This window comes from Streptomyces sp. NPDC101166 (assembly GCF_044768125.1).
Taxonomy (GTDB): domain Bacteria; phylum Actinomycetota; class Actinomycetes; order Streptomycetales; family Streptomycetaceae; genus Streptomyces.
In genome coordinates, this window is sequence record NZ_JBIWPF010000003.1 from 104,436 (window position 1) to 126,100 (window position 21,665).

The following is a 21,665-nucleotide window of genomic DNA, read 5'->3' on the forward strand; positions in this document are numbered from 1 at the left end:
TACGCGTACGACGCCGGTGCGCTCACGGCGTCCAGCCCGGGTCGCGGCCGCTCAGGCCGACGGTGCGGGCGAGCAGCGGGGCCTCCTGCGGGACGGGGACGACGGGGCCGAAGATCCCGCTGCCGCCGTCGCCGGCCTCCTCGGCGGCGGCCCGCAGGAACGCGTGGGAGGCCCGCAGCGCCGCCGGGTCGGGCGCGTACCGCTGCCCGGTGGCCCGGGCGAGATCCCAGCCGTGGACGACCAGTTCGTCGGCGGCGACGGCGCCGGCGACCTCGCCGGGCAGGTCGATGCCGCCCGCGCGGGTCATGCCGGTCCAGGCGGCGGGGTCCCGCCAGGCCTCGGCGAGCGCGTCGAGCGCCGCCGGCAACTCCTCCCGCCAACCGGAAGGGAGGTCCGGCAGGGTCGTGCCGGGGTCCGTGTCGGTCGTGTCGCCCAGGTCCTTGCGTCCGGCGTCCCGGAAGGCGACGGCGAGCTGCGCGATATGGCCGAGCAGGTTCCGCACGGCGTACCGCGGGCAGGGCGTGCGCCCGGCGAGCTGCTCGTCCCGGACGCCGGCGGCGAGCCGCGCGACGATCCGGACCTGAGGTGCGAGATCGAAAGTGGTGGCGATGTCGGTCATATGGGGTGGACCGCGCGGAGCGGGGAAACTCATCGCTCCGCGCGGACCTGCGTGGCCCCGGGCCGCCGGGCCCTCGTACGGAGGGAGCGCGGGCTTCAGAGCGCGCTGAGGGCCTTGCGGGTCGCTTCCAGGTCGGCGTCGGACGCCAGGCCCGCGTGGTAGAGGCGGAGTTCGGTGGCTCCGAGGTCGCGCGCACGGGCCGCGCCGGCCGCGAGGGCGCCGGGGTCGCCGCCCATGCCGGAGACGATCGGGAAGTTGGCGGCGAGCACCGCCCCTTCGCGGCCCTGCTCGGCGAAGGGCGTGAGCAGGCCGGGGCCGTCCGCGCAGGGGACGACCACGCCGTCGGCGACGGACAGGATGCGCGCGGGGTCCACGCCCGGGTTGGCGCCGACGTGGTACGTCACCGGGTCGGCGTGCAGCAGCACCTGGAAGCCCTCGGGGGCCTCGGCGCGGACGGCGGCCACCGCCGCCTCCTGGAGCGTGCGGGCGCTCTCCTCGCGCCACGCGCGTGTGGCCCTCGACGTCTCCTGCCCGAGGAGCTTCTCGACGCCCGCCCAGCCGGCGTCGTCGGGCGCCCCCTGCCACAGCGGCTCCAGCGCGGTGCGCACCGAGTCCGCCAGCAGGTCGGGGTCCAGGCCGCGGCCGGCGTAGCCCTCCCGACAGGACGGGCAGAAGCAGAGCGCCATCAGGTACATGCCGGCATCACCGAGGGCGACGCCGGACGTCTTGTCGTGGGCGTGCAGATGCTGGAGGCCGTACCAGCCGAGGGACTCCAGCTCGGTGCCCGCCGCGCCGGGCCGTACAGCGGCCTCGGCCGCCAGGTCGACGAGGTACGCGCGCGTGGCGGGCTGCGCGATGCACGGAGCCCACGGGTAGCGGTCGCCGTAGGCGTTGACGACCGAGGTGCCGGGGTGCTCGGCGCCGAGGCGGGAGTTGTGCGCGAGGACCACCCAGGTGTGCACCTCCAGGCCGGCCCGCTCCAGCGCGGCGGCGGCCTCGCCGTAGGCGTCGCCCGGGGCCCAGTCGCCGGCCGGGTGGGGCCGCAGGGCGCGGCCCGTCCAGCGCGGGCCCGCCGGGTCCGTCGGGTACAGCACGGCGGCGTGCTCGGCGGTGACGATGCGGTGGCGGGGGTGGCGCGGGGTGAGGGCGCGGGTGGAGTGGTAGGCGGCGGCGAGCGTCGCCTGCCGTACGCCGAGCGCGGCGATGCGCTCGGGCGCCTCCGGGTCCCCGTTGACGTCCCAGGGGTAGACGAATGTCGACGCCTTCACCGGTCCTCCTCCAGCAGCGCGTACCCGCGCTCGATCACTTCGGCGAGCTGTTTCACATGGTCCTCGTTCGGTTCGTGCAGCGGCGGGCGCACCTCGCCGACGTCGAGGCCGCGCAACCGCACACCGGCCTTGACCAGGGAGACGGCGTAGCCGCGGCCGCGGGCGCGCAGTTCGACGAGGGGGCGGTAGAAGCCGTCCAGCAGGCGGTGGGCGGCGGCCCGGTCGCCCGCGGTGAGCGCCCGGTGGAAGGCCAGGGCGATCTCGGGGGCGAAGCAGAACACGGCCGAGGAGTAGAGGGTGACGCCGATGCCGTGGTAGGCGAGCTGGGTCTGTTCCGCGGTGGGCAGGCCGTTGAAGTAGAGGAAGTCACCGGGGACCTCGCTGCGGACGGCGCTGACGACGCGCTGCATGAGGTCGAGGTCGCCGATGCCGTCCTTGAGGCCGATGATCCCCTCGGTGCGGGCGAGTTCGACGGCGGTCTCGGGGGTGAGGACGGCGTTGTCGCGCTGGTAGACGATGACGGGGAGTTCGGTGGCGGCGGCGAGTTCGCGGTAGTGGCGCAGCAGCCCTTCCTGGGCGGCCACGACGAGGTAGGGCGGCATCGCGAGCAGCCCGTCGGCGCCGGCGTCCCGTGCGAGCCGTGCGTAGCGGACGGCGAGCGCGGTCCCGTACCCGGCGCCCGCGACGACGGGCACCCGCCCGCCGGTCTCCTCCACGGCCGCCCGGACGCACGTCTGGAACTCCTCCGGGGTGAGCGCGTGGAACTCCCCGGTGCCGCAGCAGGCGAAGACGGCCGCCGCGCCGGCCTCCACCCCGCGGCGCACGTGCTCCCGGTAGACGTCGAGGTCGACGGAGCCGTCCGGGCCGAAGGCGGTGACGGGGAAGAACAGCGGTCCGCTGGGGACGCGAAGGCGTGCGGCGAGCGGAGCTGACGTCACGGACTCTCCCTGAGGCGACGCGTGCATTGTTATGACCGGCATCCACATTTCTGAACGCACTTCACCCTAGGGAGCCGATCAGGCCCGGTCAAGCGCACGGACGGCGGCGCGAGAGGAGACTTGTCGACTCGGAGCGCCCCTTGACGGAGGCCGGGCGAGATCCTTAGCGTGTCCACGCATGTGAATGACATCCACACACTCGGCCGTGAGATCCAAGGAGACCCGAGGATGCCCGCTCCGCGCACCGTCCTGCTCACCGGCGCCGCCGGTGGCCTCGGCACCCTCATGCGGGAACTGCTCCCCGCCTACGGCTACGAGCTGCGCCTGCTCGACGTGCGGCCCGTCGAGGGCGCGCCGGACGCGATCACCGCGGACCTCGCCGACCGGGACGCGCTGCGTGAGGCCGTGCGGGGCGTCGACGCGATCATCCACCTCGCGGGCATCTCCCTGGAAGCCCCCTTCGAGAAGATCCTCAAGGCCAACATCGAGGGGACGTACCACCTGTACGAGGCCGCCCGCGAGGAGGGCGTCGGGCGCGTGGTGTTCGCCTCCTCCAACCACGCGGTCGGCTTCACCCCCCGGCCCGAGGGGGCCGCCCCGGTCGCGCCGGAGTCGCTGATCCCGGTCCACACCCCGCGCCGCCCGGACACCTTCTACGGCCTGTCCAAGTCCTTCGGCGAGGACCTCGCCCAGTTCTACTGGGACAAGCACGGCCTGGAGACGGTGTCGGTGCGGATCGGCTCCTGCTTCGCCGAGCCGACCAACGTGCGCATGCTGTCGGTGTGGATGAGCCCGGCCGACGGCGCCCGCCTCTTCCACGCCGCCCTCACCGCCCGGGGCGTGGGCCACACGGTGGTCTACGGTTCCTCCGCCAACACCCGTCTGTGGTGGGATCTCACCAGCGCGCGGGCCCTCGGCTACGAGCCGCAGGACGACTCCGAGCCGTACGCCGAGAAGCTGATCGCCGAGCAGGGCGAACTGGACCCGGCCAACCCCGCCCACACCCACCTGGGCGGCCCGTTCGTGAACGACCCTCCGATCTGGCCGTACTGACCGCGGGCGCGGCGCTGTCCGGAGCGATGGGGGCGGCCCCCTCTCGGGGAGGGGCGCCCTCTCGGGTGGGGGGACGCCCCCTCCGCGAGGGCGACACCCCCTCGCGGACGGCTTCCTCCACCGAACGAGGACGGTAAGGGAACGGTAAAACGCCCTCGCTCGTTCTCGTGGCATGACAGCTATGACCCCCGGCTCGAACATCCCCCTCACCGCCCCCCGCGTGGCGGTCGACGTCACCGCCCCCGTGCGCCTCGACGTCTCGGGCCTGCTGCTCACCGCCGACGGCAAGGTGCGCTCCGACGACGACTTCATCTTCTACAACCAGCCGAGCGGCCCCGGCGTGACCTACCGCTCCGGCGGCGGCGCGGCCCCCGACGCGATCACGGTCGACACCTCCGCGATCCCCCCGGGCATCGAGAAGATCGTCGTCACCGCGAGCCCCGACGCCGCCGGACAGACGTTCCGGGGCATCGAACCGACGGCCACCCTCCGCAACGCCGACGACCACAGCGTCCTGGCGACGTTCACGCCCCCGCAGCTCGGCGACGAGACGGCGCTGCTGGTCGTGGAGATCTACCTGCGCAACGGCGCGTGGAAGGCCCGCGCGGTGGGCCAGGGCTACGCCGACGGTCTGGCCGGCATCGCCACCGACTTCGGCGTCACGGTGGAGGAACCGGCGACGCCGTCCCAGCCGGCGGCGCCCCCCGTCCCCGCGGCGCCCGCTGCCCCGGCCGCCTCCGCCGTCACCCCGCCCCCGATGCCCCAGGCCCCGCCCCCGGCGCCCCCCGCGCCGCCGGCGGCGGCCGGCACCGGCAAGATCAACCTCGACAAGGGCCGGGTGAGCCTCCAGAAGAACCAGACCGTCTCCCTGATGAAGGGCGGCCTGCCGCTGCTGTCGCAGGTCAGGATGGGCCTCGGCTGGGAGCCGGCGTACCGGGGCCGGGACATCGACCTGGACGCCTCGGTCATCGCGTACGGCCCGCAGCGCAACCACATCGACAGCTGCTACTTCGGCAAGCTGAGCATCGTCAACGGCGCGATCAAGCACTCCGGGGACAACCTCACCGGCGAGGGCGGCGGGGACGACGAGGTGATCGCCGTCGACCTCGGCCGGCTCCCGCAGGAGGTGACGGGCCTGGTCTTCACCGTCAACTCGTTCTCCGGGCAGAAGTTCACCGAGGTGGCCAAGGCCTACTGCCGCCTGCTGGACGCCACGACCGGCGAGGAACTGGTCCGCTTCGACCTCACCGGAGCCGAGCCGCAGACGGGCGTGCTGATGGCGAAGCTGATCCGCCAGTTCTCCGGTGAGTGGGAGATGACGGCGATGGGCGAGTTCGTGAAGGCCAGGACGGTACGGAACATGGTGAAGCCGGCCGCCCAGGCACTCTGAACGCGGGCGCTGACCGACCACACCGGCGCGGCCGCCCCCGCCCGAGCAACCCCGCGCGACCGCACGGCAGCCGCGGGCGCCCTCTCCGGAGGCGCGCCCGCCGCCCCGTGCCCGGGCCCCCGCGCGCTCGGGCCCCTCGGCGCGGGGGCATCGGGGCACGCCCCGCCTCAGCGCCCCGGGCGCAACCCCTCGGTCAGCAGGGTGACGTACCGCCGGATGCTGTCGCCGCCCCCGTCGGTCAGCTCCGCCGCCGTCGCCAGGCCGTGCGCCAGCCGCAGCAGTTCCATGGGGTCGACGTCCGCCCGCAGGGCGCCCTCCCGCTGCGCGGCCTCCACCAGCCGGGTCGCCGCCCCCTTCACGCTCGTCGCGCAGGCCGGGACCGCCCGGTCCCCGCCGTCCGTGACGGCCGAGCCCAACAGCGCCTTCATGCCGCGTACCTGGAGCGTGCCGGCGCACAGGTCGATCAGCCACGCCACCAGCGCCTCCCCCGGCGGGAGCCGCGCGCCGAGTTCGTCCGCGCGGACCGCGAACGCCTCGATCCGGTCGACGTAGGCGGCCTCCAGCAGCGCCTGACGCGTCGGGAAGTGCCGGTACAGCGTGCCGGAGCCGACGCCCGCGCGCTTGGCGATGTCGTCGAGAGACGCGCCCTCCCCGTGTTCGGCGAAGGCCTGGGCGGCCGCCTCCAGCAACCGCTCGTAGTTGCGACGGGCGTCCGCGCGCATGGGTCGGGCCCGCGTCATACGACGCCTCCTCTGCCGGCCCTCGTCAGCCGCCCTGCTGGGAGCGGGCCTTGAAAGCGGCCTTGCGGGCCTCCTTGGCGATGCGCTTGTCGGGGTGGAGGCGGCCCATCGCCTCCAGCACGTCCGGTGTGGCCGGGTGCTCGACCCGCCAGGCGGCGGCGAAGAACCCGCTGTGCTGCTGGGCCAACCCCTCGACCAGCGCCTGGAGCTCCTCGGAGTTGCCCTCGGCGGCGAGCTGGGCGGCCAGGGTGTCGATGGTGAGCCAGAAGATCATCGCCTCCGACGGCGGCGGCACGTCGGTGGCGCCCAGCTCGGTCAGCCAGACCCGGGCCAGACCGCCGAGTTCGGCGTCGTCCAGGACCTCCCGCACGGCCGGTTCGGCCTGGTCCCCGACCAGGGAGAGGGCCTGCTGGCAGCGCAGCCGGCGCAGCGGCGCGCCCGCGTCCGAGCCGCGGGCCGCGGCGAGCAACTCGCGCGCGCCGGCGACGGGTTCGCGGCGGGCGAGCCAGTGCTCGGTCTCGGCGCGGGCGGCCTGCGGACCGTACCCGGCGCTGCCGTCGAGGAGGGCGTCGGCGCCCTTGTCGGCGAGGTCGCCGACGGCGGGCGCGGTGAAGCCGGCCTCCAGCAGTCGCGCCCGCAGCCCGTACAGGCCGAGCGGAGTGAGGCGGACCATGCCGTAGCGGGCGACGTCGGTGTCGTCGGCCGAGGCGGCCCCCTCACCTGAACCACCGGCCCCGCCGGAACCCTCGGCCCCGCCGCTCTCTTCGGCGTCACGCATGAGCGCCTCGTCGACGGGCCGGTAGGAGACGAGCCCGACCGGCTCCAGCAGGCGGAACTGGTCGTCCAGGCGCATCATCGCGTCGGAGATCTGCTCCAGCATGTCGTTGGTGGGCTCGACCGCGTCACCGGGGACGATCATGGATGCGGCGAGCGCGGGCAGCGGGACGGCCGCGTCGCCGGGGCCGTCCTCGCCGACGGTGAGCAGATAGAGGTTGCCGAGCACGCCGTCGAGGAAGGCGGCCTCCCGCTCGGGGTCGAAATCCAGCTGGGAGAAGTCGACATGGCCGCCGTCGGCGTCCATGGCGTCGATCAGGTCGTCGAGGTCGGGCACGCTCGCGTCGGCGAGGACCGTCTCCAGCGCGGCGAGCCAGACGGCGAGCACGTCGTGCGGGGAACCGCCGGTCAGCAGGGCGAGTTCCTCGCCGGGGGCGACGGCGCCGTTCTCCTCGTCGGTGATCTCGACCAGCCCGGTGTCCACGGCGATCCGCCACGCCTCGCTCGCGTAGGCGGCGGCGTCGTCGCCGGTGAGGCCGAGGAGTTCGGCGGCGGCCGGAAGCTGTGCGTCGACGAGTCCGCCCCCGGCGTCGACAAGGGTGTCGGGCCCGGCCCAGCGGGCTAGGCGGGCGGCCCGGGAGAGCAACGGGGTCGACAGCGCGTCGCGCGCCAGCTCCGCTTCGGAAGTCAGCCGTACTGGCGGCAGGGGGGAGCTGTCTGACATCGGCTGGTTCTCCTCGAAACGCGTGGTGCCACTCAGTCGCTCAGCCTAGACGGATATCCACCCATGCCGCCCGGTTCATCTGCCGGACGGTATCCGTACATGGCCGAAACCTTGACAACTGGCCGGAGCAGGCAGGAGATTGACGCGCGTAGAAGTTGGGGGGACAGGTGTTCACTGATCTTTCTCCGCGCGTCCGTCCGCGCCCACGCCTCACCCTCGTCCCGGCGCTCATGCACGTCCCCCGGAGGGAATCCGTTGCCTAGCAGGTCTTCCGCGCGCCTCGCCGCGCTCACCGTCGCCGCCGTCTGCTCCGCGGCGTCCGCCGTCGTCATCGCCTCGCCCGCGCACGCCGACGCCGTGCGCATCCACGACATCCAGGGAACGACCCGGATATCGCCGTACGCCGGTCAGCAGGTCACCGACGTGACCGGAATCGTCACCGGGGTGCGCTCCTACGGCTCCTCCAGAGGCTTCTGGATCCAGGACCCGTCCCCGGACGCGGACCCCGCCACCAGCGAGGGCGTCTTCGTCTTCACCAGCTCCGCGCCGAAGGTCGCCGTGGGCGACGCCGTCACCGTGAACGGCACGGTCTCGGAGTTCGTCCCCGGCGGCGCCTCGACCGGCAACCAGTCGGTGACGGAGATCGTGCGGCCGACGGTCACCGTCGTCTCCAGCGGCAACCCCGTCCCGGCCGCCGTCGTCGTGGACGCCGGGTCGGTCCCGAACAAGTACGCCCCGGAAGGCGACCCGGCCGCCGACGGCTCGGTCAACGGCCTGACGCTGCGGCCGCGGAAGTACGCCCTGGACTACTACGAGTCCCTCGAGGGCCAGAACATCCGGGTCAAGGACACCCGCGTGGTCGGCGCGACCGACCCGTACACCGAGCTGTGGGTCACGGTGAAGCCGCAGGAGAACGAGACCCCCAGCGGCGGCGCGGTCTACGGCTCGTACAAGCAGCAGAACACGGGCCGGCTGCAGATCCAGTCGCTCGGCGCGGCGGCCGGCTTCCCGAAGGCGAACGTCGGCGACGTGCTCGCGGGCGTGACCGAAGGCCCCCTGGACTACAACCAGTTCGGCGGGTACACCCTGATCGGCAACCGGATCGGCACGCTCGAGGGCGCCGGCCTGGAGCGTGAGACCACGCGCAAGCAGGGCGAGCGCGAGCTGGCCGTGGCGACGTACAACGTCGAGAACCTCGACCCGGGCGACACGACCTTCGCCGCGCACGCCGCCGCGATCGTGCAGCACCTGCAGTCGCCCGACATCGTGTCCCTGGAGGAGATCCAGGACGACAACGGCGCGAAGAACGACGGCACGGTGACCGCCGGTCAGACGGTGCGCAAGCTGATCGACGCGATCGTCGCCGCGGGCGGCCCGCGCTACGACTGGCGCTCCGTCGACCCGGTGAACAACGCCGACGGCGGCGAGCCGGGCGGAAACATCCGCCAGGTGTTCCTGTTCAACCCCGAGCGGGTCTCCTTCACCGACCGCGCGGGCGGCGACGCCACGACCGCGGCCGGCGTCACCGGGGTCCGTGGCAAGGCGGCCCTGACGGTCTCCCCCGGTCGCATCGACCCGGCGAACACCGCCTTCAACTCCAGCCGCAAGCCGCTCGTCGGCGAGTTCGCCTTCCAGGGCCGCACGGTCTTCGTGATCGCCAACCACTTCAACTCCAAGGGCGGCGACCAGGGTCTGACCTCGCAGTACCAGCCGGCGGCCCGCAGCTCCGAAGTCCAGCGCCACCAGCAGGCGGCACTGGTCAACGGGTTCGTGAAGGACATCCTGGACACCGAGCGCAAGGCGAACGTCATCGCGCTCGGCGACATCAACGACTTCGAGTTCTCCGGCACCGCGGACGTCCTCGAAGGCGACGGCGAGCTGTGGTCGGCGATCAAGTCGCTGCCGAGGAGCGAGCGTTACTCCTACGTCTACCAGGGCAACAGCCAGGTCCTCGACCAGATCCTGGTCAGCCCGGCGATCCGGCGCGGGGTCTTCGAGTACGACAGCGTGCACGTGAACTCGGAGTTCCACGACCAGATCAGCGACCACGACCCGCAGGTGCTGCGCTTCCAGCCGTAGGCGGCGGAGGCGGCGGCCGGCGGCACAGGTCGACGGGGCCGGCCGAACGGTGTGTTCGGCCGGCCCCGGGTTACCGGCCGGGCAAACCCGGCCGGCGCGCGGTTCGCGGCCCGGTTTCGGGAGACACGCAGGTCATGGACGAGGATTCGGACGAGGCGGGGCGTGGTCCCGGCCGGTTGCCCGCACGTTCGTGGTGGGCGGTGACACGGCGCACGGCGAAGGAACTGCTCGACGACGAACTCTCCGACCGGGCAGCCGCGTTGACGTACTACGGCGTGCTGTCGCTGTTCCCAGCCCTGCTGGTGATGGTGTCCGCGCTGGGCGTGGTCGGCCGCCGCGCCACCGACGCCATCCTCGACAACATAGGGGAGCTGACCCCCGGCCCTGCCCGGGACATCCTGCGCGACTCGGTGGTCCAGCTCGGCGACAGCGGCGGCACGAGCGGCGTGCTGGCGATCGCCGGTCTGCTCGCCGCGCTGTGGTCGGCGTCCGGCTACGTCGCCGCGTTCATCCGGGCGTCGAACGCCGTGTACGACCTCCCGGAGGGCCGGCCGGTGTGGAAGCTGACGCCGCTGCGCCTCGCGCTGACCGTGACGCTGATGCTGATGCTGGCGGCGAGCGCGCTGATCGTCGTCTTCACCGGGCCACTGGCCGAGCGGGCGGGCAGGCTGGTGGGGGCCGGCGACGCGGCGATCGCGGTGTGGGGCGTGGCCAAGTGGCCGGTGCTGCTGCTCCTCGTCGTGCTGATGATCGCGCTGCTGTACTGGGCCGCCCCCAACGTCCGTGGCCGCGGCTTCCGTTGGGTCTCCCCTGGCAGCTTCGTCGCCACCCTCATCTGGCTCGTCGCCTCGGGCGGGTTCGCGCTGTACGCGGCCAACTTCTCGCTCTACAACCGGACGTACGGCACCCTCGCCGGGGCCGTCGTCTTCCTGGTGTGGCTGTGGCTGAGCAATCTGGCGATCCTGCTCGGCCTGGAGTTCGACGCGGAGCTGGCCCGGGAGCGGGAGGAGACCGAGGACCCGTACACCGAGCCGTACGTGGAGCCGCGGGACACCCGGAAGTGGCCGGCGTGGCTGCGCACGACGTGGGCGGCGGCCCGGCGCGGCCGCTCGGCCCCGCCGCCCTCGGCCCCGTCGGCGTGAGGCCTCGGCGCCCAGCACACACGGAAGGGTCCGGCACCCGCAGGGGGTGCCGGACCCTTCCGTCCTGCGGCCGTCAGCGGCGGGCCGCTCGGCGCCGCCCCATGACACCCGCCGCGAGGAGCACCGCGCCCGCCGCCGCGGCGACGATCATCGGACGCGGGTGCTGCCGGGCGAACCGCACCGGGGCGCGCATCGCCTCGGGCATGCCGCGGGACGTCGTCTCCTGCAGGCCGTGGCGTGCGTGCACGGCCTTGTCCTGGGCGGTGAGCGCCGCCTCCTTGGCCTTGCTCTGGACGGCGTGGCCCGCCAGCCCCGCCTTCTCCTGGACCGTGTGACCGGCCCGCCCCGCGCCGTCCTGCACCGCGTGCGTCGCGCGCCCGGCCCTGCTCTGCACGGTATGGGTCGCGCGTCCGGCCTTCTCCTGCACTGTGTGGCCCGCCTGGGCCGCCGTGCTGCGGAGCTGGACCGTCATCGCACCCGCGCGGTCCCGAAGGTCCGCCGCCCGTGCGCGGGCCCGTCCACGAAGGTCCGTCTTCGCCGCCAACTCCTCGACGGTGTGACCGAGTTGACTGCGCGTCTGGGCGATCTGCCTGCGCAGCTCCGCCGCCGTCGTCCTGTCCGTCATCGATGCGCCCTTTCCCTGATCTCCTCGACGTCGGCCCTGACACTGCCGATGGCTTCCTCGGGGGTGGGGGGCGTGGCCCGGCGCAGCTGGCTGCGGCCGGTCACGGCCAGCACGGCGGCGATCGCGAACAGCACCGCCGTCACGATGAGCGCCGCCGCCCAGACGGGCAGCACCAGCGAGAGTGCGGCGACGCCCGTCCCGGCGAGCGCGAGCAGACCCGCGTAGGCGAACGCGCCCGCCCCGCCGAGCATTCCGCCGCCACGCCCCGCGCGGCGGCCCTTCTCGGTCAGCTCCTCCTTGGCGAGGGCGAGTTCCTGCCGCACGAGCTGGGAGAGCTGTTCGCCGGCCTGGTTCACGAGTTCGCCGACCGTGTGATGCCCGTCGTGGACGGGCCGGGTGTCCGTGGTCCCGGTCACGGTGTTCCGCCTCCTCTCGGTTCCGGACCACCCGGGTACCCGTACGCGCCGGCGCTACCCCTGCCCCTCGACGCCGCGCACCGTACAGCACAGCTAACCGTTGACCCATAGCAGATTTAAGTGGAGCTTCACCCGGACCTGGTCGAAGCTACCTGTATGACAACCGGACTCCGCCACACCCCCGCCCCTCCTTTCGGCCGCGCCCTCTGCGCCATGATCACGCCCTTCACGGAGTCGGGGGCGCTCGACCTGGACGGCGCACAGCGGCTCGCCGACCGGCTGGTCGCACACGGCTGCGACGGGCTCGTGCTGTCGGGGACGACGGGCGAGTCCCCGACCACGTCGGACACGGAGAAGGCGGAGCTGGTCCGGGCGGTGCGCGAGGCCGTCGGGGACGGGGTGCCGCTGGTGGCGGGCGTGGGCACCGCCGACACCCGGCACACCGTCGAGCTCGCCCTGGCCGCCGGGAAGGCGGGCGCGGACGGCGTCCTCGTCGCCACCCCCTACTACAGCAGACCTCCGCAGGACGCCCTGGAGGCCCACTTCCGTGAGGTCGCGGACGCCTGCGGGCTGCCGGTGATGCTGTACGACGTGCCCGGCCGCACCGGCGTGCGCATCGCGCCGGAGACGATGATCCGGCTCGGGGAGCACCCGGGGATCGTGGCGGTGAAGGACTGCTCCTACGACCTCCTGGGTGTCCAGAAGGTCCTGGCCCGCACCGGGCTGGCGTACTACGCGGGCTGCGACGAGCAGATCCTCGCCCTGTACGCGGTGGGCGCGGCCGGCTACGTCAGCACCGTCGCCAACGTCGCCCCGCGCCGGCTCCGCTCGATCCTGGACGCGTTCGACCGGGGCGACACCCGCGCGGCCGCCCGGCTCCAGTTGCGCGCGCTGGACCTCATCGAGGCGATGATGGCCACGGACCTGCCCGGCACGGTCACCGCCAAGGCCCTCCTGACCGCCCTCTCCCTCCCCTCCGGCCCACTCCGCCCCCCGCTGCTCCCCGCCACCCCGGAAACGACCCTCACCCTCCGAGCCGCCTACGACCACCTCATGACCAACCCGGAGTAAGGCCCGCACCGGCCGCCCGGCCGGCCTCCGCCGGCCGCTGGAAACAGCGAGAGCGCCCCGCCGGCCCGGTTGAGGCTGGATGCCTCCACGATCACATGATCATCCGTGGGTGGTGCGTTGATCACTTGAGGGTGCCATCGTTTGCCGACAGGCGACCGATGCACCTGTGAGTTGGAGCGGGCGGCTCGCCGCCGCCTCGTAGTCCCGTTACGACAGATGACGGGCGAAGAAGGTCCCCACCCGGCGCCGTACCTCAGCGAGTGTCACCGCAGGGTCGCCGGTACCGACGAGTGCGGTCCGCGCCGTCGCTGTCACGAGACCGGAAGTCTGGAGTCGAGGGACGAGCGACGTCTCAGCTCTCGGCGGGGGCGGCGGGCTGGTCTGCTTGCCGGGAATCGGATCGCCATCAACGAGGTTGGTGGGTGATGAACCGTTATTGGAGGGTCATGCGAGCGATTCAGGTGTACGAAGTGGGCGGTCCCGAGGTGCTGCAGGAGGCTGAGGTGGACCAGCCGCGGCCGGGTCCGGGCGAGGCGATCGTGGAGGTCGCCGCATCCGGGGTCAACTTCCTCGACGTCTACCACCGCGAAGGTCGGTACAGCCTCCCGCTGCCCTTCACCCCGGGCTCTGAGGGCGCCGGCACGGTCGTCGAAGTTGGACCCGGCGTCGCTGACGTCGCAGTCGGGGACCGGGTCGGTTGGGTGGAGATTCCCGGCACGTATGCCGAGCGGGCCGTCGTGGACTCCTCCCGGCTGGTGCCGCTGCCCGACGATATCGGCTTCGAGACAGCCGCCGCCGTGCTCCTCCAAGGCATGACCGCGCACTATCTCGTCAAGGACGCCTACCCGGTTCAGGGGGGCGACACGGTGCTCGTGCATGCGGCTGCTGGTGGCATGGGGCTGCTTTTGACCCAGCTCATCACCCATCTCGGCGGCAGGGTGATCGGCACGACGTCGACCACGGCGAAGGCCGAGCTGGCGAAGCGTGCCGGGGCCGCCGAGGTGATCCTTTCCTCCGCAGTCGACGATCTCGCAGCCGAGGTGAGGCGGCTCAACGGCGGTCAGGGACTGCCGGTCGTCTTCGACGGCGTCGGCGCGCACACCTTCGATGCGAGCCTCGCCAGCCTGCGAACCCGCGGCCATCTCGTGCTCTTCGGCGCGGCAAGTGGTGCCGTGCCTCCGTTTGATCCGATTCGGCTCGCCCACGGCGGTTCGCTGACCCTGATCCGGCCCAGTCTCGGGGACTTCATCGCCGATCGGTCCGAACTGCTCCGACGGGCCGCCGATGTGTTCGAGTGGGTGCGCTCCAAGGCGCTTGAAGTCACCGTAACGGGCCGCTACGCATTGTCCGAGGCCGCCCAGGCCCACAGCGATCTGGAGGCTCGACGTACCACCGGCAAGCTGCTCGTCGTACCCGATGCGGCCGCTATGGGACGCTGCGAGGAGACGCAGAGCTGATCGCGGGTGACGAGGCCGGGGATCTTGGAGACTGAGATGTCGAGGGCATGGCCGACCGTCATCGCCAAGATCCCCGACAGCGTCAGGCACTCATTTCGCCAAGAAGGTCGGCAAGGAGCGATTCGACGCCGAGTTCGCCAAGGTGATCAAGGGCAGTGACATCGCCCCGCGCACTCCCCGGCAGCGGTGCGCGACGGCCGCGAAGCGGCTGACCGAGGCGAGGGATTGCTCATCGCTACGCATACTCAGCGACGAACTCCGGGCGGTACGTGGTTTGGTAGTTGTCGAGCGCCCGGCGGAGCATGGCGGCCCCGCGAGGGACGCCGGCCGTGAGCTGGTCCCAGCCAAGGAAGCGCACGTGATCCGGGATCCTGACCAGGCCAGTGATTGCGTCCCAGAAGGCAGCCCAGTTCATGCCGTAGAAGTCCGGGAAGCTCAGCTCCCGCTTCAGAAGCAGCTGCAGGGCGCGCTCGTCGGTCACCTCGCTGACATCAATGGTGATCACGGCGACATGCTTGCACGTGGTCGCACATTCCGACATCCACGAGTGACATCAACGGCAGCGACAACGAGCAGCCGCGTGCGGCACCAGTGCCTGAGGCGGGTTCCCGCCGGACCGGGTGGAGAACGAACTTGTAGTGCGAGGCTCACGCACGAGCGCCCTCCCGGGCCGGCCTCGGGCCGTGGAAGGGCGCTCAATGGTGACCAACGTCGACAGGTGCCGACAGCTAGGCAGCAGGTCACCGCCGCCGATGATCAGTTGTGGCTGTGCAGGATCTCGTTCAGGCCGCCCCAGACCGCGTTGTTGGGGCGGGCCTCGACCGTGCCGGTGACCGAGTTGCGGCGGAAGAGGATGTTCGAGGCGCCGGAGAGGTCGCGGGCCTTGACGATCTGGCCGTCGGGCATGGTCACGCGGGTGCCGGCCGTGACGTAGAGGCCCGCCTCGACCACGCACTCGTCGCCCAGCGCGATGCCGACGCCCGCCTCCGCGCCGACCAGGCAGCGCTCGCCGATGGAGATGATCACGTTGCCACCGCCGGAGAGCGTGCCCATCGTGGACGCGCCGCCGCCGATGTCGGAGCCGTCGCCGACGACGACGCCCGCGGAGATGCGGCCCTCGACCATGGACGTGCCGAGCGTGCCGGCGTTGAAGTTCACGAATCCCTCGTGCATGACCGTGGTGCCCTCGGCGAGGTGCGCGCCCAGGCGGACGCGGTCCGCGTCGGCGATGCGGACGCCCTTGGGGGCCACGTAGTCCGTCATGCGCGGGAACTTGTCGATCGACGTCACCTGGAGGTGCAGGCCCTCGGCGCGCGCGTTCAGGCGGACCTTCTCGACGTCGTCCACGGCGACCGGGCCGAGGGACGTCCACGCGACGTTGGCGAGGTGGCCGAACATGCCGTCCAGGCTCTGGCCGTGCGGCTTGACCAGGCGGTGGGAGAGCAGGTGCAGCCGCAGGTAGACGTCGTGCGCGTCGAGCGGCTTGTCGTCCAGGGAGGCGATGACCGTGCGGACCGCGACGACCTCGACGCCGCGGCGGGCGTCCGGGCCGACGGCCTTGGCCGCGCCCTCGCCGAGCAGCTCCACGGCCTTCTCGGGAGAGAGGCGCTCGGTGCCGGCCGGACCGGGCTCGGCGGTGAGCTCGGGCGCGGGGAACCAGGTGTCGAGAACGGTGCCGTCGGCGGCGAGCGTGGCGAGCCCGGCGGCCGCGGCGCCGGTGGTGCGAGGAGCAGTCGTTTCGGTCATAAGCGCAACCTAACCGGCACAGCCCACCCGAGGCCAACCGGCCGCCGGGCGTCTCAGGTGGCGGTCGGGGCGGGCGGCGGGGCCGCTCCGGCGACGCGGGGGAACGGCACGGAAACGCCCGGGGGCAGGTCCGGCGACGCCGTGCGTGTCCCCTCCGTACACCGCGCATGCCCGCCCGCCCACAACTGCCCCTGTGTGAGAAACCGTTATGGAAACCGCTCGCTGAAACGGCTGCTCATGAGCCACACGTTCCACTACTGTTTCACCGTTCACATACCGGGCCTTCGCAGCCGCGGCCGCCGACACGAGCGCCGCTGGAGGAACAGCGCATGCCAGACAACAAGTCCCGGCCTTCCCCGGAGCACCCCTGGGGGAACGGTTGGGCCCCGGAAACCTCCCGGGCTCCCGGAACGCGACGGCTGTGGCTGGCCGGCGCTCTCGCCGTGGCCACCGTGGTGGCCTGCGTGACGGCGATATCCGTGACCGAAAAGGCCAATGACAAGCAGTCAGCCGCCCGCCAGGGCCGGACGACGTCCGACAAGGAGACGACCTCGGGGCTGATCTCCTTCGCGACGCCTTCGGCGAGCGGCTCTCCGACGACGTCCGCGCCGGCCGGGAGCCCCTCGCCGTCCGCGTCCGCTTCGGCGTCGGCCTCGCCGTCCGCCTCGGCTTCGCCCCGGCCGCAGGGGAGTTCGTCGCCCCGCCCGTCCACCGCCCCGGCCCCGCCGGTCAAGGACGTGCCCGCGCCGCGGCCGGCGAGCAACCGCAAGTCGGTGCAGTCGGTCAACTACCCCGACCGGTACTGGCGCGCGAGCGGCGGACTGGTGCGGCTGGAACAGAGCGGCGGCTCGGAGTTCCGCGAGGACGCCTCCTTCGACGTCGTGGCGGGCCTGGCCAAGAGCTCCTGCTACTCGTTCAGGACGGCCGACGGCACGTATCTGCGCCATCGCAACTTCGTGCTGCGCGCGGAACGCAACGACGGCTCGAACCTGTTCTCCCAGGACGCCACCTTCTGCCCCAACTGGTCGCCCTACTCGGGCTCCATGACGCTGCGTTCGGTGAACTACCCCGACCGCGCGCTGCGGCACCAGAACATGGAGATGCGTCTGGACCAGTACGGCTACAACACCCGGGGCAGCGAGGACTTCGCGTTCCGCCTCGTCGGCGGTCTCGCCTGAGCGGACCGTCACCCGCACACACGTGTGGCCCCCGGCGAGACTCGCCGGGGGCCACACGTGTCACCACAGTCCTCAGACGTTGAAGCCGAGCGCCCGAAGCTGCTCACGGCCGTCGTCGGTGATCTTGTCCGGGCCCCACGGCGGCATCCAGACCCAGTTGATGCGCAGCTCGTTGACGAGGCCGTCCGTGGCGGACTTCGCCTGGTCCTCGATGACGTCCGTCAGCGGACAGGCCGCCGAGGTCAGGGTCATGTCGATCGTCGCGATGTTCGCGTCGTCGATGTGAATGCCGTAGATCAGGCCGAGGTTGACGACGTCGATGCCCAACTCGGGGTCGACGACGTCGTACAGCGCCTCGCGGACCTCCTCCTCCGAGGCCGGCTTCATCTCCAGGGTCTCGCTCATGCGGTCTTCCTTTCGGCGTCGGCGCCCAGCGCCTGGGCCGTCGCGTCCTTCCACGCCATCCAGCTGAGGAGGGCGCACTTGACCCGGGCCGGGTACTTGGAGACACCGGCGAACGCGACCGCGTCCTCCAGCACCTCCTCCATCGCGTCGTCCGGCTCGATCTTGCCCTTGGACTGCATCAACTCCAGGAAGGTCTCCTGGATCCGGTGCGCCTCGGACAGCTCCTTGCCGACGAGGAGTTCATTCAGCACGGACGCGCTCGCCTGGCTGATGGAGCAGCCCTGGCCCTCGTACGAGACGTCCTCGATCTTCGTGCCGGCGTACTTCACCCGCAGGGTGATCTCGTCGCCGCAGGTCGGGTTCACGTGGTGCACCTCGGCGTCGCCGTCGCGCAGACCACGCCCGTGCGGGTGCTTGTAGTGGTCCAGGATGACTTCCTGGTACATGGAGTCCAGCTTCATGCGCTCGCTCGCCAACCCCTCAGCCGAAGAAGTTCCGTACGTGCTCCAGGCCGTCCACCAGAGCGTCGATCTCGGCGGGCGTGGAGTACAGGTAGAACGACGCTCGCGTCGTCGCGGGAATTCCGTAGCGCAGGCAGACGGGTCGCGCGCAGTGGTGGCCGACGCGGACCGCGATGCCCTGCTCGTCGAGGACCTGGCCCACGTCGTGCGGGTGGATGTCGCCGAGCGTGAAGGAGATCGCCGCGCCGCGGTCCTCGGCCGTGGTCGGGCCGATGATCCGCAGGTCGGGGACCTCGGCGAGCCGCTTCACCGCGTACTCGGTGAGCGCGTGCTCGTGGGCGAGGATCTTGTCCATGCCGATCGAGGACAGGTAGTCGATGGCCGCGCCGAGGCCGACCGCCTGGGCGACCGGGGGCGTGCCCGCCTCGAACTTGTGGGGGGCGGGGGCGTAGGTCGAGGAGTGCATGGACACCGTCTCGATCATCTCGCCGCCGCCGAGGAACGGAGGCAGGTCCTCCAGCAGCTCCTGGCGGCCCCACAGCACGCCGATGCCGGTCGGGCCGCACATCTTGTGGCCGGTGAAGGCCACGAAGTCGGCCTGGAGGGCCTGGACGTCCAGCGGCATGTGCGGGGCGGCCTGCGAAGCGTCGATGCAGACCAGCGCGCCGACCTCCTGCGCCCGGCGGACTATCGCCTCGACCGGGTTGACCGTGCCGAGGATGTTCGACACCAGCACGAAGGAGACGATCTTCGTCTTCTCCGTGATGATCTCGTCGATGTTCGACAGGTCGAGACGGCCGTCGTCGGTGAGGCCGAACCACTTCAGCTTCGCGCCCGTGCGCTGCGAGAGCAGCTGCCACGGCACGATGTTGGAGTGGTGCTCCATCTCCGTGATGACGATCTCGGTCTCGGAGTCCACGCGGTAGGGCTCGTCGGCCCAGCCCAGCATGTTCGCCACGAGGTTGAGCGACTCGGAGGCGTTCTTGGTGAAGATCACCTCGTCGCGGCTGGGCGCGTTGACGAACTCCGCGACCTTGTCGCGCGCGCCCTCGTACAGCGCCGTGGCCTCCTCGGCGAGCACATGCACACCGCGGTGGACGTTGGCGTTGTAGCGCTCGTAGTACTCGCTCAGGGCGTCCAGCACCTGGCGCGGCTTCTGCGAGGTCGCCGCGTTGTCCAGGTAGACGAGCTTCCGGTCGTCGTGGACCAGACGGTCCAGGATCGGGAAGTCCTTGCGGATCGCCTCTGTGTCGAGGAGGCCCGGCAGCTGTGTCACGCGGATACGCCACCCTTCGTGTCGACTGCGTCGTGCTTCGCGTACGCCTCGTAGCCCTCGTTCTCCAGCTTGTCGGCGAGCTCGGCGCCGCCGGACTCGACGATGCGGCCGCCCGAGAAGACGTGGACGAAGTCGGGCTTGATGTAGCGCAGGATGCGCGTGTAGTGCGTGATCAGCAGGGTGCCGACCTCGCCGGTCTCGCGGACGCGGTTGACGCCCTCGGAGACGATGCGGAGCGCGTCGACGTCGAGGCCGGAGTCGGTCTCGTCGAGGATCGCGACCTTGGGCTTGAGCAGTTCGAGCTGGAGGATCTCGTGGCGCTTCTTCTCACCGCCGGAGAAGCCCTCGTTGACGTTGCGCTCGGCGAAGGAGGGGTCCATGTTGAGGCGCTGCATGGCCTCCTTGACCTCCTTCACCCAGGTGCGCAGCTTGGGGGCCTCGCCGCGGACGGCGGTGGCGGAGGTGCGCAGGAAGTTCGACACGGAGACGCCGGGGACCTCGACCGGGTACTGCATGGCGAGGAACAGGCCGGCGCGGGCGCGCTCGTCGACGGACATCTCCAGGACGTCCTCGCCGTCGAGGGTGACGGTGCCGCCGGTGATCGTGTACTTCGGGTGACCCGCGAGGGAGTAGGCGAGCGTCGACTTGCCGGAGCCGTTGGGGCCCATGATGGCGTGCGTCTCGCCCTGCTTCACGGTGAGGTCGACGCCCTTGAGGATCTCCTTCGTGGCGTTGTCGGCCTCGACGGTGACGTGCAGGTCTCGGATTTCAAGCGTTGCCATGGATGCCTCAGGACTCCTGGGTGAGGGAGACGAGCACGTCGTCCCCTTCGATCTTTACGGGGTATACGGGGACGGGGCGCGTCGCGGGAAGGCCGGACGGCTTGCCGGTGCGCAGGTCGAAGGCGGAGCCGTGCAGCCAGCACTCGATCTGGCAGTCCTCCACCTCGCCCTCGGAGAGCGAGACGTTCGCGTGCGAGCAGATGTCGTGGATGGCGAACACCTCCCCCTCGGTCCGCACCACCGAGACCGGCGTGCCGTCGAGTTCCACCCGCTTCGGGGTGTCCTCCTCCAGCTCGCCCAGTCCGCAGGCGCGTACGTAGGTCGTCATGCGACCGAGGCCTCCAGCTCCTCTTCGATCTTCGCGAGCAGACGCTCCTCGATGTCGTCGACGCCGATCTGCTGGACCAGCTCGGCGAAGAAGCCGCGGACGACGAGGCGGCGGGCCTCGTGCTCGGGGATGCCGCGGGCCATGAGGTAGAAGAGCTGCTCGTCGTCGAAGCGGCCGGTGGCGGAGGCGTGGCCGGCGCCCACGATCTCGCCGGTCTCGATCTCCAGGTTCGGCACCGAGTCGACGCGCGCGCCGTCCGTGAGGACGAGGTTGCGGTTCATCTCGTAGGTGTCGGTGCCCTCGGCCTTGGCCTCGATGAGGACGTCGCCGATCCACACGGCGTGCGCGTCGTCGCCCTGAAGGGCGCCCTTGTAGGCGACGTTCGACTTGCAGTGCGGGGTGTTGTGGTCGACCAGGAGGCGGTGCTCCTGGTGCTGGCCGGCGTCCGTGAAGTACAGGCCGTACAGCTCGGCCTCGCCGCCGGTACCGGCGTACTGCACGCGCGGGTGCAGGCGGACCACGTCGCCGCCGAAGGTGACGACGATCGACTTGAAGGTGGCGTCCCGGCCGACGAGGGCGTTGTGCTGGGCGACGTGGACGGCCTTGTCGTCCCAGTCCTGCACGGAGACGACGGTCAGCTTGGCGCCGTCGCCGAGGAGGTACTCGACGTTGGCGGCGAGCACGGCGTCACCGGTGTGGTCGATGACGACGACGGCCTCGGCGAAGGCTCCCAGCTCGATGATCTGGTGGCCGTAGGCGACGCCGCCCTCGCCGTGCACGGAGATCCGGATCGGCTCGGTGAGGACCGCCTCCTTGGGGACGGAGACGACGCCGGCCTTCTCGAAGGCGGAGTAGGCCTGGGCGGCGACGCGGTCCACGGGCGTGCCGGCCTTGCCGAGCCGCGCGTCGTCGCGGCCGACGGCCTCGACGACGACGCCGTCGGGGGCCTCCACCGTGACCTTGACGCCGTTGCCGCCCGCGACGGCAGTGCCGTCGTGCAGGCCGCGCAGGCGCTCCAGCGGGGTGAACCGCCACTCCTCCTCACGGCCGTGCGGGACCGGGAAGTCCGCGACGTCGAAGGACGGCGGCGCGCTCATGCGCGTGGCGACGGTCGACTCGGCGGCCACCGCGATGGAGCCTGTGGTGGTGGAGCCCACAGGAAGATTCTGAGCCTCAGCCATGGCTGTCGTAGT

The 21,665-nt window shown here is 71.8% G+C and carries 22 protein-coding genes; 7 read left to right on the forward strand and 15 right to left on the reverse strand.

The features are described 5' to 3' along the window. Nucleotides 1-22: 22 nt before the first annotated feature. From ACIRS4_RS07325 to ACIRS4_RS07335, 3 genes are all read right to left on the reverse strand, one after another. Nucleotides 23-619: a TIGR03086 family metal-binding protein gene (locus ACIRS4_RS07325; RefSeq protein ID WP_404191339.1), complete on the reverse strand. Its 597-nt coding sequence runs from the start codon at nucleotides 617-619 to the stop codon at nucleotides 23-25. Nucleotides 620-714: 95 nt separating this feature from the next. Further along, on the reverse strand, nucleotides 715-1,887 hold the full coding sequence (locus ACIRS4_RS07330) for a hypothetical protein (RefSeq protein ID WP_404191341.1): 1,173 nt from the start codon (nucleotides 1,885-1,887) through the stop codon (nucleotides 715-717). Beyond that, entirely contained in the window at nucleotides 1,884-2,825 is a 942-nt protein-coding gene (locus ACIRS4_RS07335; protein WP_404191344.1) for a 5-dehydro-4-deoxyglucarate dehydratase, read from the reverse strand. The genes ACIRS4_RS07330 and ACIRS4_RS07335 overlap by 4 nt, the downstream gene beginning before the upstream one ends. A 228-nt stretch (nucleotides 2,826-3,053) precedes the next feature. On the opposite strand from ACIRS4_RS07335, the gene ACIRS4_RS07340 reads away from it, so the two are divergent. Both ACIRS4_RS07340 and ACIRS4_RS07345 read left to right on the forward strand, forming a co-directional pair. Beyond that, nucleotides 3,054-3,878, forward strand: a complete 825-nt coding sequence (locus ACIRS4_RS07340) for an NAD-dependent epimerase/dehydratase family protein (RefSeq protein WP_404191346.1) — start codon at nucleotides 3,054-3,056, stop codon at nucleotides 3,876-3,878. A gap of 181 nt (nucleotides 3,879-4,059) precedes the next feature. Further along, nucleotides 4,060-5,268, forward strand: a complete 1,209-nt coding sequence (locus ACIRS4_RS07345; RefSeq protein WP_404192084.1) for a TerD family protein — start codon at nucleotides 4,060-4,062, stop codon at nucleotides 5,266-5,268. 167 nt (nucleotides 5,269-5,435) lie between these two features. Here ACIRS4_RS07345 and ACIRS4_RS07350 read toward each other — a convergent pair whose 3' ends face one another. Both ACIRS4_RS07350 and ACIRS4_RS07355 read right to left on the reverse strand, forming a co-directional pair. Next, entirely contained in the window at nucleotides 5,436-6,008 is a 573-nt protein-coding gene (locus ACIRS4_RS07350) for a TetR/AcrR family transcriptional regulator (RefSeq protein ID WP_404191348.1), read from the reverse strand. A 25-nt stretch (nucleotides 6,009-6,033) separates the two neighbouring features. Continuing rightward, nucleotides 6,034-7,506, reverse strand: a complete 1,473-nt coding sequence (locus ACIRS4_RS07355; protein ID WP_404191350.1) for a hypothetical protein — start codon at nucleotides 7,504-7,506, stop codon at nucleotides 6,034-6,036. Between the two features lie 255 nt (nucleotides 7,507-7,761). Here ACIRS4_RS07355 and ACIRS4_RS07360 point away from each other — a divergent pair, with 255 nt between their 5' ends. Continuing rightward, nucleotides 7,762-9,585 (forward strand): endonuclease/exonuclease/phosphatase family protein, encoded by a 1,824-nt coding sequence (locus ACIRS4_RS07360; protein WP_404191353.1) that lies wholly within the window; start codon nucleotides 7,762-7,764, stop codon nucleotides 9,583-9,585. 134 nt (nucleotides 9,586-9,719) lie between these two features. Further along, a complete protein-coding gene (locus tag ACIRS4_RS07365; RefSeq protein WP_404191355.1) occupies nucleotides 9,720-10,727 on the forward strand; it encodes a YihY/virulence factor BrkB family protein in 1,008 nt (335 codons plus the stop codon). Between the two features lie 73 nt (nucleotides 10,728-10,800). Here the strand turns inward: ACIRS4_RS07365 and ACIRS4_RS07370 are convergent, their stop codons facing one another. After that, nucleotides 10,801-11,352, reverse strand: coding sequence for a DUF3618 domain-containing protein (locus ACIRS4_RS07370; RefSeq protein ID WP_404191358.1), 552 nt, complete (start codon nucleotides 11,350-11,352; stop codon nucleotides 10,801-10,803). Further along, on the reverse strand, nucleotides 11,349-11,768 hold the full coding sequence (locus tag ACIRS4_RS07375; RefSeq protein WP_404191360.1) for a phage holin family protein: 420 nt from the start codon (nucleotides 11,766-11,768) through the stop codon (nucleotides 11,349-11,351). Before ACIRS4_RS07375 ends, ACIRS4_RS07370 begins: the two co-directional genes overlap by 4 nt. Before the next feature lie 156 nt (nucleotides 11,769-11,924). Here ACIRS4_RS07375 and dapA point away from each other — a divergent pair, with 156 nt between their 5' ends. Both dapA and ACIRS4_RS07385 read left to right on the forward strand, forming a co-directional pair. After that, nucleotides 11,925-12,839: a 4-hydroxy-tetrahydrodipicolinate synthase gene (gene dapA, locus ACIRS4_RS07380; RefSeq protein WP_404191363.1), complete on the forward strand. Its 915-nt coding sequence runs from the start codon at nucleotides 11,925-11,927 to the stop codon at nucleotides 12,837-12,839. A 446-nt stretch (nucleotides 12,840-13,285) separates the two neighbouring features. Further along, nucleotides 13,286-14,296, forward strand: coding sequence for a quinone oxidoreductase family protein (locus tag ACIRS4_RS07385; protein ID WP_404191365.1), 1,011 nt, complete (start codon nucleotides 13,286-13,288; stop codon nucleotides 14,294-14,296). A 235-nt stretch (nucleotides 14,297-14,531) separates the two neighbouring features. Here ACIRS4_RS07385 and ACIRS4_RS07390 read toward each other — a convergent pair whose 3' ends face one another. Both ACIRS4_RS07390 and dapD read right to left on the reverse strand, forming a co-directional pair. After that, on the reverse strand, nucleotides 14,532-14,801 hold the full coding sequence (locus ACIRS4_RS07390; RefSeq protein WP_404191368.1) for a barstar family protein: 270 nt from the start codon (nucleotides 14,799-14,801) through the stop codon (nucleotides 14,532-14,534). Nucleotides 14,802-15,052: 251 nt separating this feature from the next. Beyond that, on the reverse strand, nucleotides 15,053-16,042 hold the full coding sequence (dapD, locus tag ACIRS4_RS07395) for a 2,3,4,5-tetrahydropyridine-2,6-dicarboxylate N-succinyltransferase (RefSeq protein ID WP_404191371.1): 990 nt from the start codon (nucleotides 16,040-16,042) through the stop codon (nucleotides 15,053-15,055). Nucleotides 16,043-16,371: 329 nt separating this feature from the next. On the opposite strand from dapD, the gene ACIRS4_RS07400 reads away from it, so the two are divergent. Beyond that, nucleotides 16,372-17,220 carry an AbfB domain-containing protein gene (locus ACIRS4_RS07400; protein ID WP_404191374.1) on the forward strand — a complete coding sequence of 283 codons (849 nt, stop codon included), beginning with the start codon at nucleotides 16,372-16,374 and terminating at the stop codon, nucleotides 17,218-17,220. Between the two features lie 72 nt (nucleotides 17,221-17,292). Here ACIRS4_RS07400 and ACIRS4_RS07405 read toward each other — a convergent pair whose 3' ends face one another. From ACIRS4_RS07405 to sufD, 6 genes are read right to left on the reverse strand one after another with little or no spacing between them, the layout of a single operon-like run. Next, nucleotides 17,293-17,625, reverse strand: coding sequence for a metal-sulfur cluster assembly factor (locus ACIRS4_RS07405; protein ID WP_020130530.1), 333 nt, complete (start codon nucleotides 17,623-17,625; stop codon nucleotides 17,293-17,295). Continuing rightward, nucleotides 17,622-18,086, reverse strand: coding sequence for a Fe-S cluster assembly sulfur transfer protein SufU (gene sufU / locus ACIRS4_RS07410; protein WP_404191376.1), 465 nt, complete (start codon nucleotides 18,084-18,086; stop codon nucleotides 17,622-17,624). The genes ACIRS4_RS07405 and sufU overlap by 4 nt, the downstream gene beginning before the upstream one ends. 19 nt (nucleotides 18,087-18,105) lie before the next feature. Further along, on the reverse strand, nucleotides 18,106-19,362 hold the full coding sequence (locus tag ACIRS4_RS07415; RefSeq protein WP_358795042.1) for a cysteine desulfurase: 1,257 nt from the start codon (nucleotides 19,360-19,362) through the stop codon (nucleotides 18,106-18,108). Beyond that, entirely contained in the window at nucleotides 19,359-20,144 is a 786-nt protein-coding gene (sufC, locus tag ACIRS4_RS07420; protein WP_352247588.1) for a Fe-S cluster assembly ATPase SufC, read from the reverse strand. The genes ACIRS4_RS07415 and sufC overlap by 4 nt, the downstream gene beginning before the upstream one ends. A gap of 7 nt (nucleotides 20,145-20,151) precedes the next feature. Continuing rightward, entirely contained in the window at nucleotides 20,152-20,472 is a 321-nt protein-coding gene (locus ACIRS4_RS07425; protein ID WP_358795044.1) for a non-heme iron oxygenase ferredoxin subunit, read from the reverse strand. Further along, nucleotides 20,469-21,653 (reverse strand): Fe-S cluster assembly protein SufD, encoded by a 1,185-nt coding sequence (gene sufD, locus ACIRS4_RS07430; RefSeq protein ID WP_404191380.1) that lies wholly within the window; start codon nucleotides 21,651-21,653, stop codon nucleotides 20,469-20,471. The genes ACIRS4_RS07425 and sufD overlap by 4 nt, the downstream gene beginning before the upstream one ends. Between the last annotated feature and the right edge of the window lie 12 nt (nucleotides 21,654-21,665).

Excerpts from the sequence above, each read along its gene's own strand:
- ACIRS4_RS07325 (WP_404191339.1), bottom strand. The coding sequence starts at position 619 with ATGACCGACATCGCCACCACTTTCGATCTCGCACCTCAGGTCCGGATC.
- ACIRS4_RS07340 (WP_404191346.1), top strand. The coding sequence starts at position 3,054 with ATGCCCGCTCCGCGCACCGTCCTGCTCACCGGCGCCGCCGGTGGCCTC.
- ACIRS4_RS07345 (WP_404192084.1), top strand. The coding sequence starts at position 4,060 with ATGACCCCCGGCTCGAACATCCCCCTCACCGCCCCCCGCGTGGCGGTC.
- ACIRS4_RS07350 (WP_404191348.1), bottom strand. The coding sequence starts at position 6,008 with ATGACGCGGGCCCGACCCATGCGCGCGGACGCCCGTCGCAACTACGAG.
- ACIRS4_RS07355 (WP_404191350.1), bottom strand. The coding sequence starts at position 7,506 with ATGTCAGACAGCTCCCCCCTGCCGCCAGTACGGCTGACTTCCGAAGCG.
- ACIRS4_RS07365 (WP_404191355.1), top strand. The coding sequence starts at position 9,720 with ATGGACGAGGATTCGGACGAGGCGGGGCGTGGTCCCGGCCGGTTGCCC.
- ACIRS4_RS07370 (WP_404191358.1), bottom strand. The coding sequence starts at position 11,352 with ATGACGGACAGGACGACGGCGGCGGAGCTGCGCAGGCAGATCGCCCAG.
- dapA (WP_404191363.1), top strand. The coding sequence starts at position 11,925 with ATGACAACCGGACTCCGCCACACCCCCGCCCCTCCTTTCGGCCGCGCC.
- ACIRS4_RS07385 (WP_404191365.1), top strand. The coding sequence starts at position 13,286 with ATGCGAGCGATTCAGGTGTACGAAGTGGGCGGTCCCGAGGTGCTGCAG.
- dapD (WP_404191371.1), bottom strand. The coding sequence starts at position 16,042 with ATGACCGAAACGACTGCTCCTCGCACCACCGGCGCCGCGGCCGCCGGG.
- ACIRS4_RS07400 (WP_404191374.1), top strand. The coding sequence starts at position 16,372 with ATGCCAGACAACAAGTCCCGGCCTTCCCCGGAGCACCCCTGGGGGAAC.
- ACIRS4_RS07405 (WP_020130530.1), bottom strand. The coding sequence starts at position 17,625 with ATGAGCGAGACCCTGGAGATGAAGCCGGCCTCGGAGGAGGAGGTCCGC.
- sufU (WP_404191376.1), bottom strand. The coding sequence starts at position 18,086 with ATGAAGCTGGACTCCATGTACCAGGAAGTCATCCTGGACCACTACAAG.
- sufC (WP_352247588.1), bottom strand. The coding sequence starts at position 20,144 with ATGGCAACGCTTGAAATCCGAGACCTGCACGTCACCGTCGAGGCCGAC.
- ACIRS4_RS07425 (WP_358795044.1), bottom strand. The coding sequence starts at position 20,472 with ATGACGACCTACGTACGCGCCTGCGGACTGGGCGAGCTGGAGGAGGAC.
- sufD (WP_404191380.1), bottom strand. The coding sequence starts at position 21,653 with ATGGCTGAGGCTCAGAATCTTCCTGTGGGCTCCACCACCACAGGCTCC.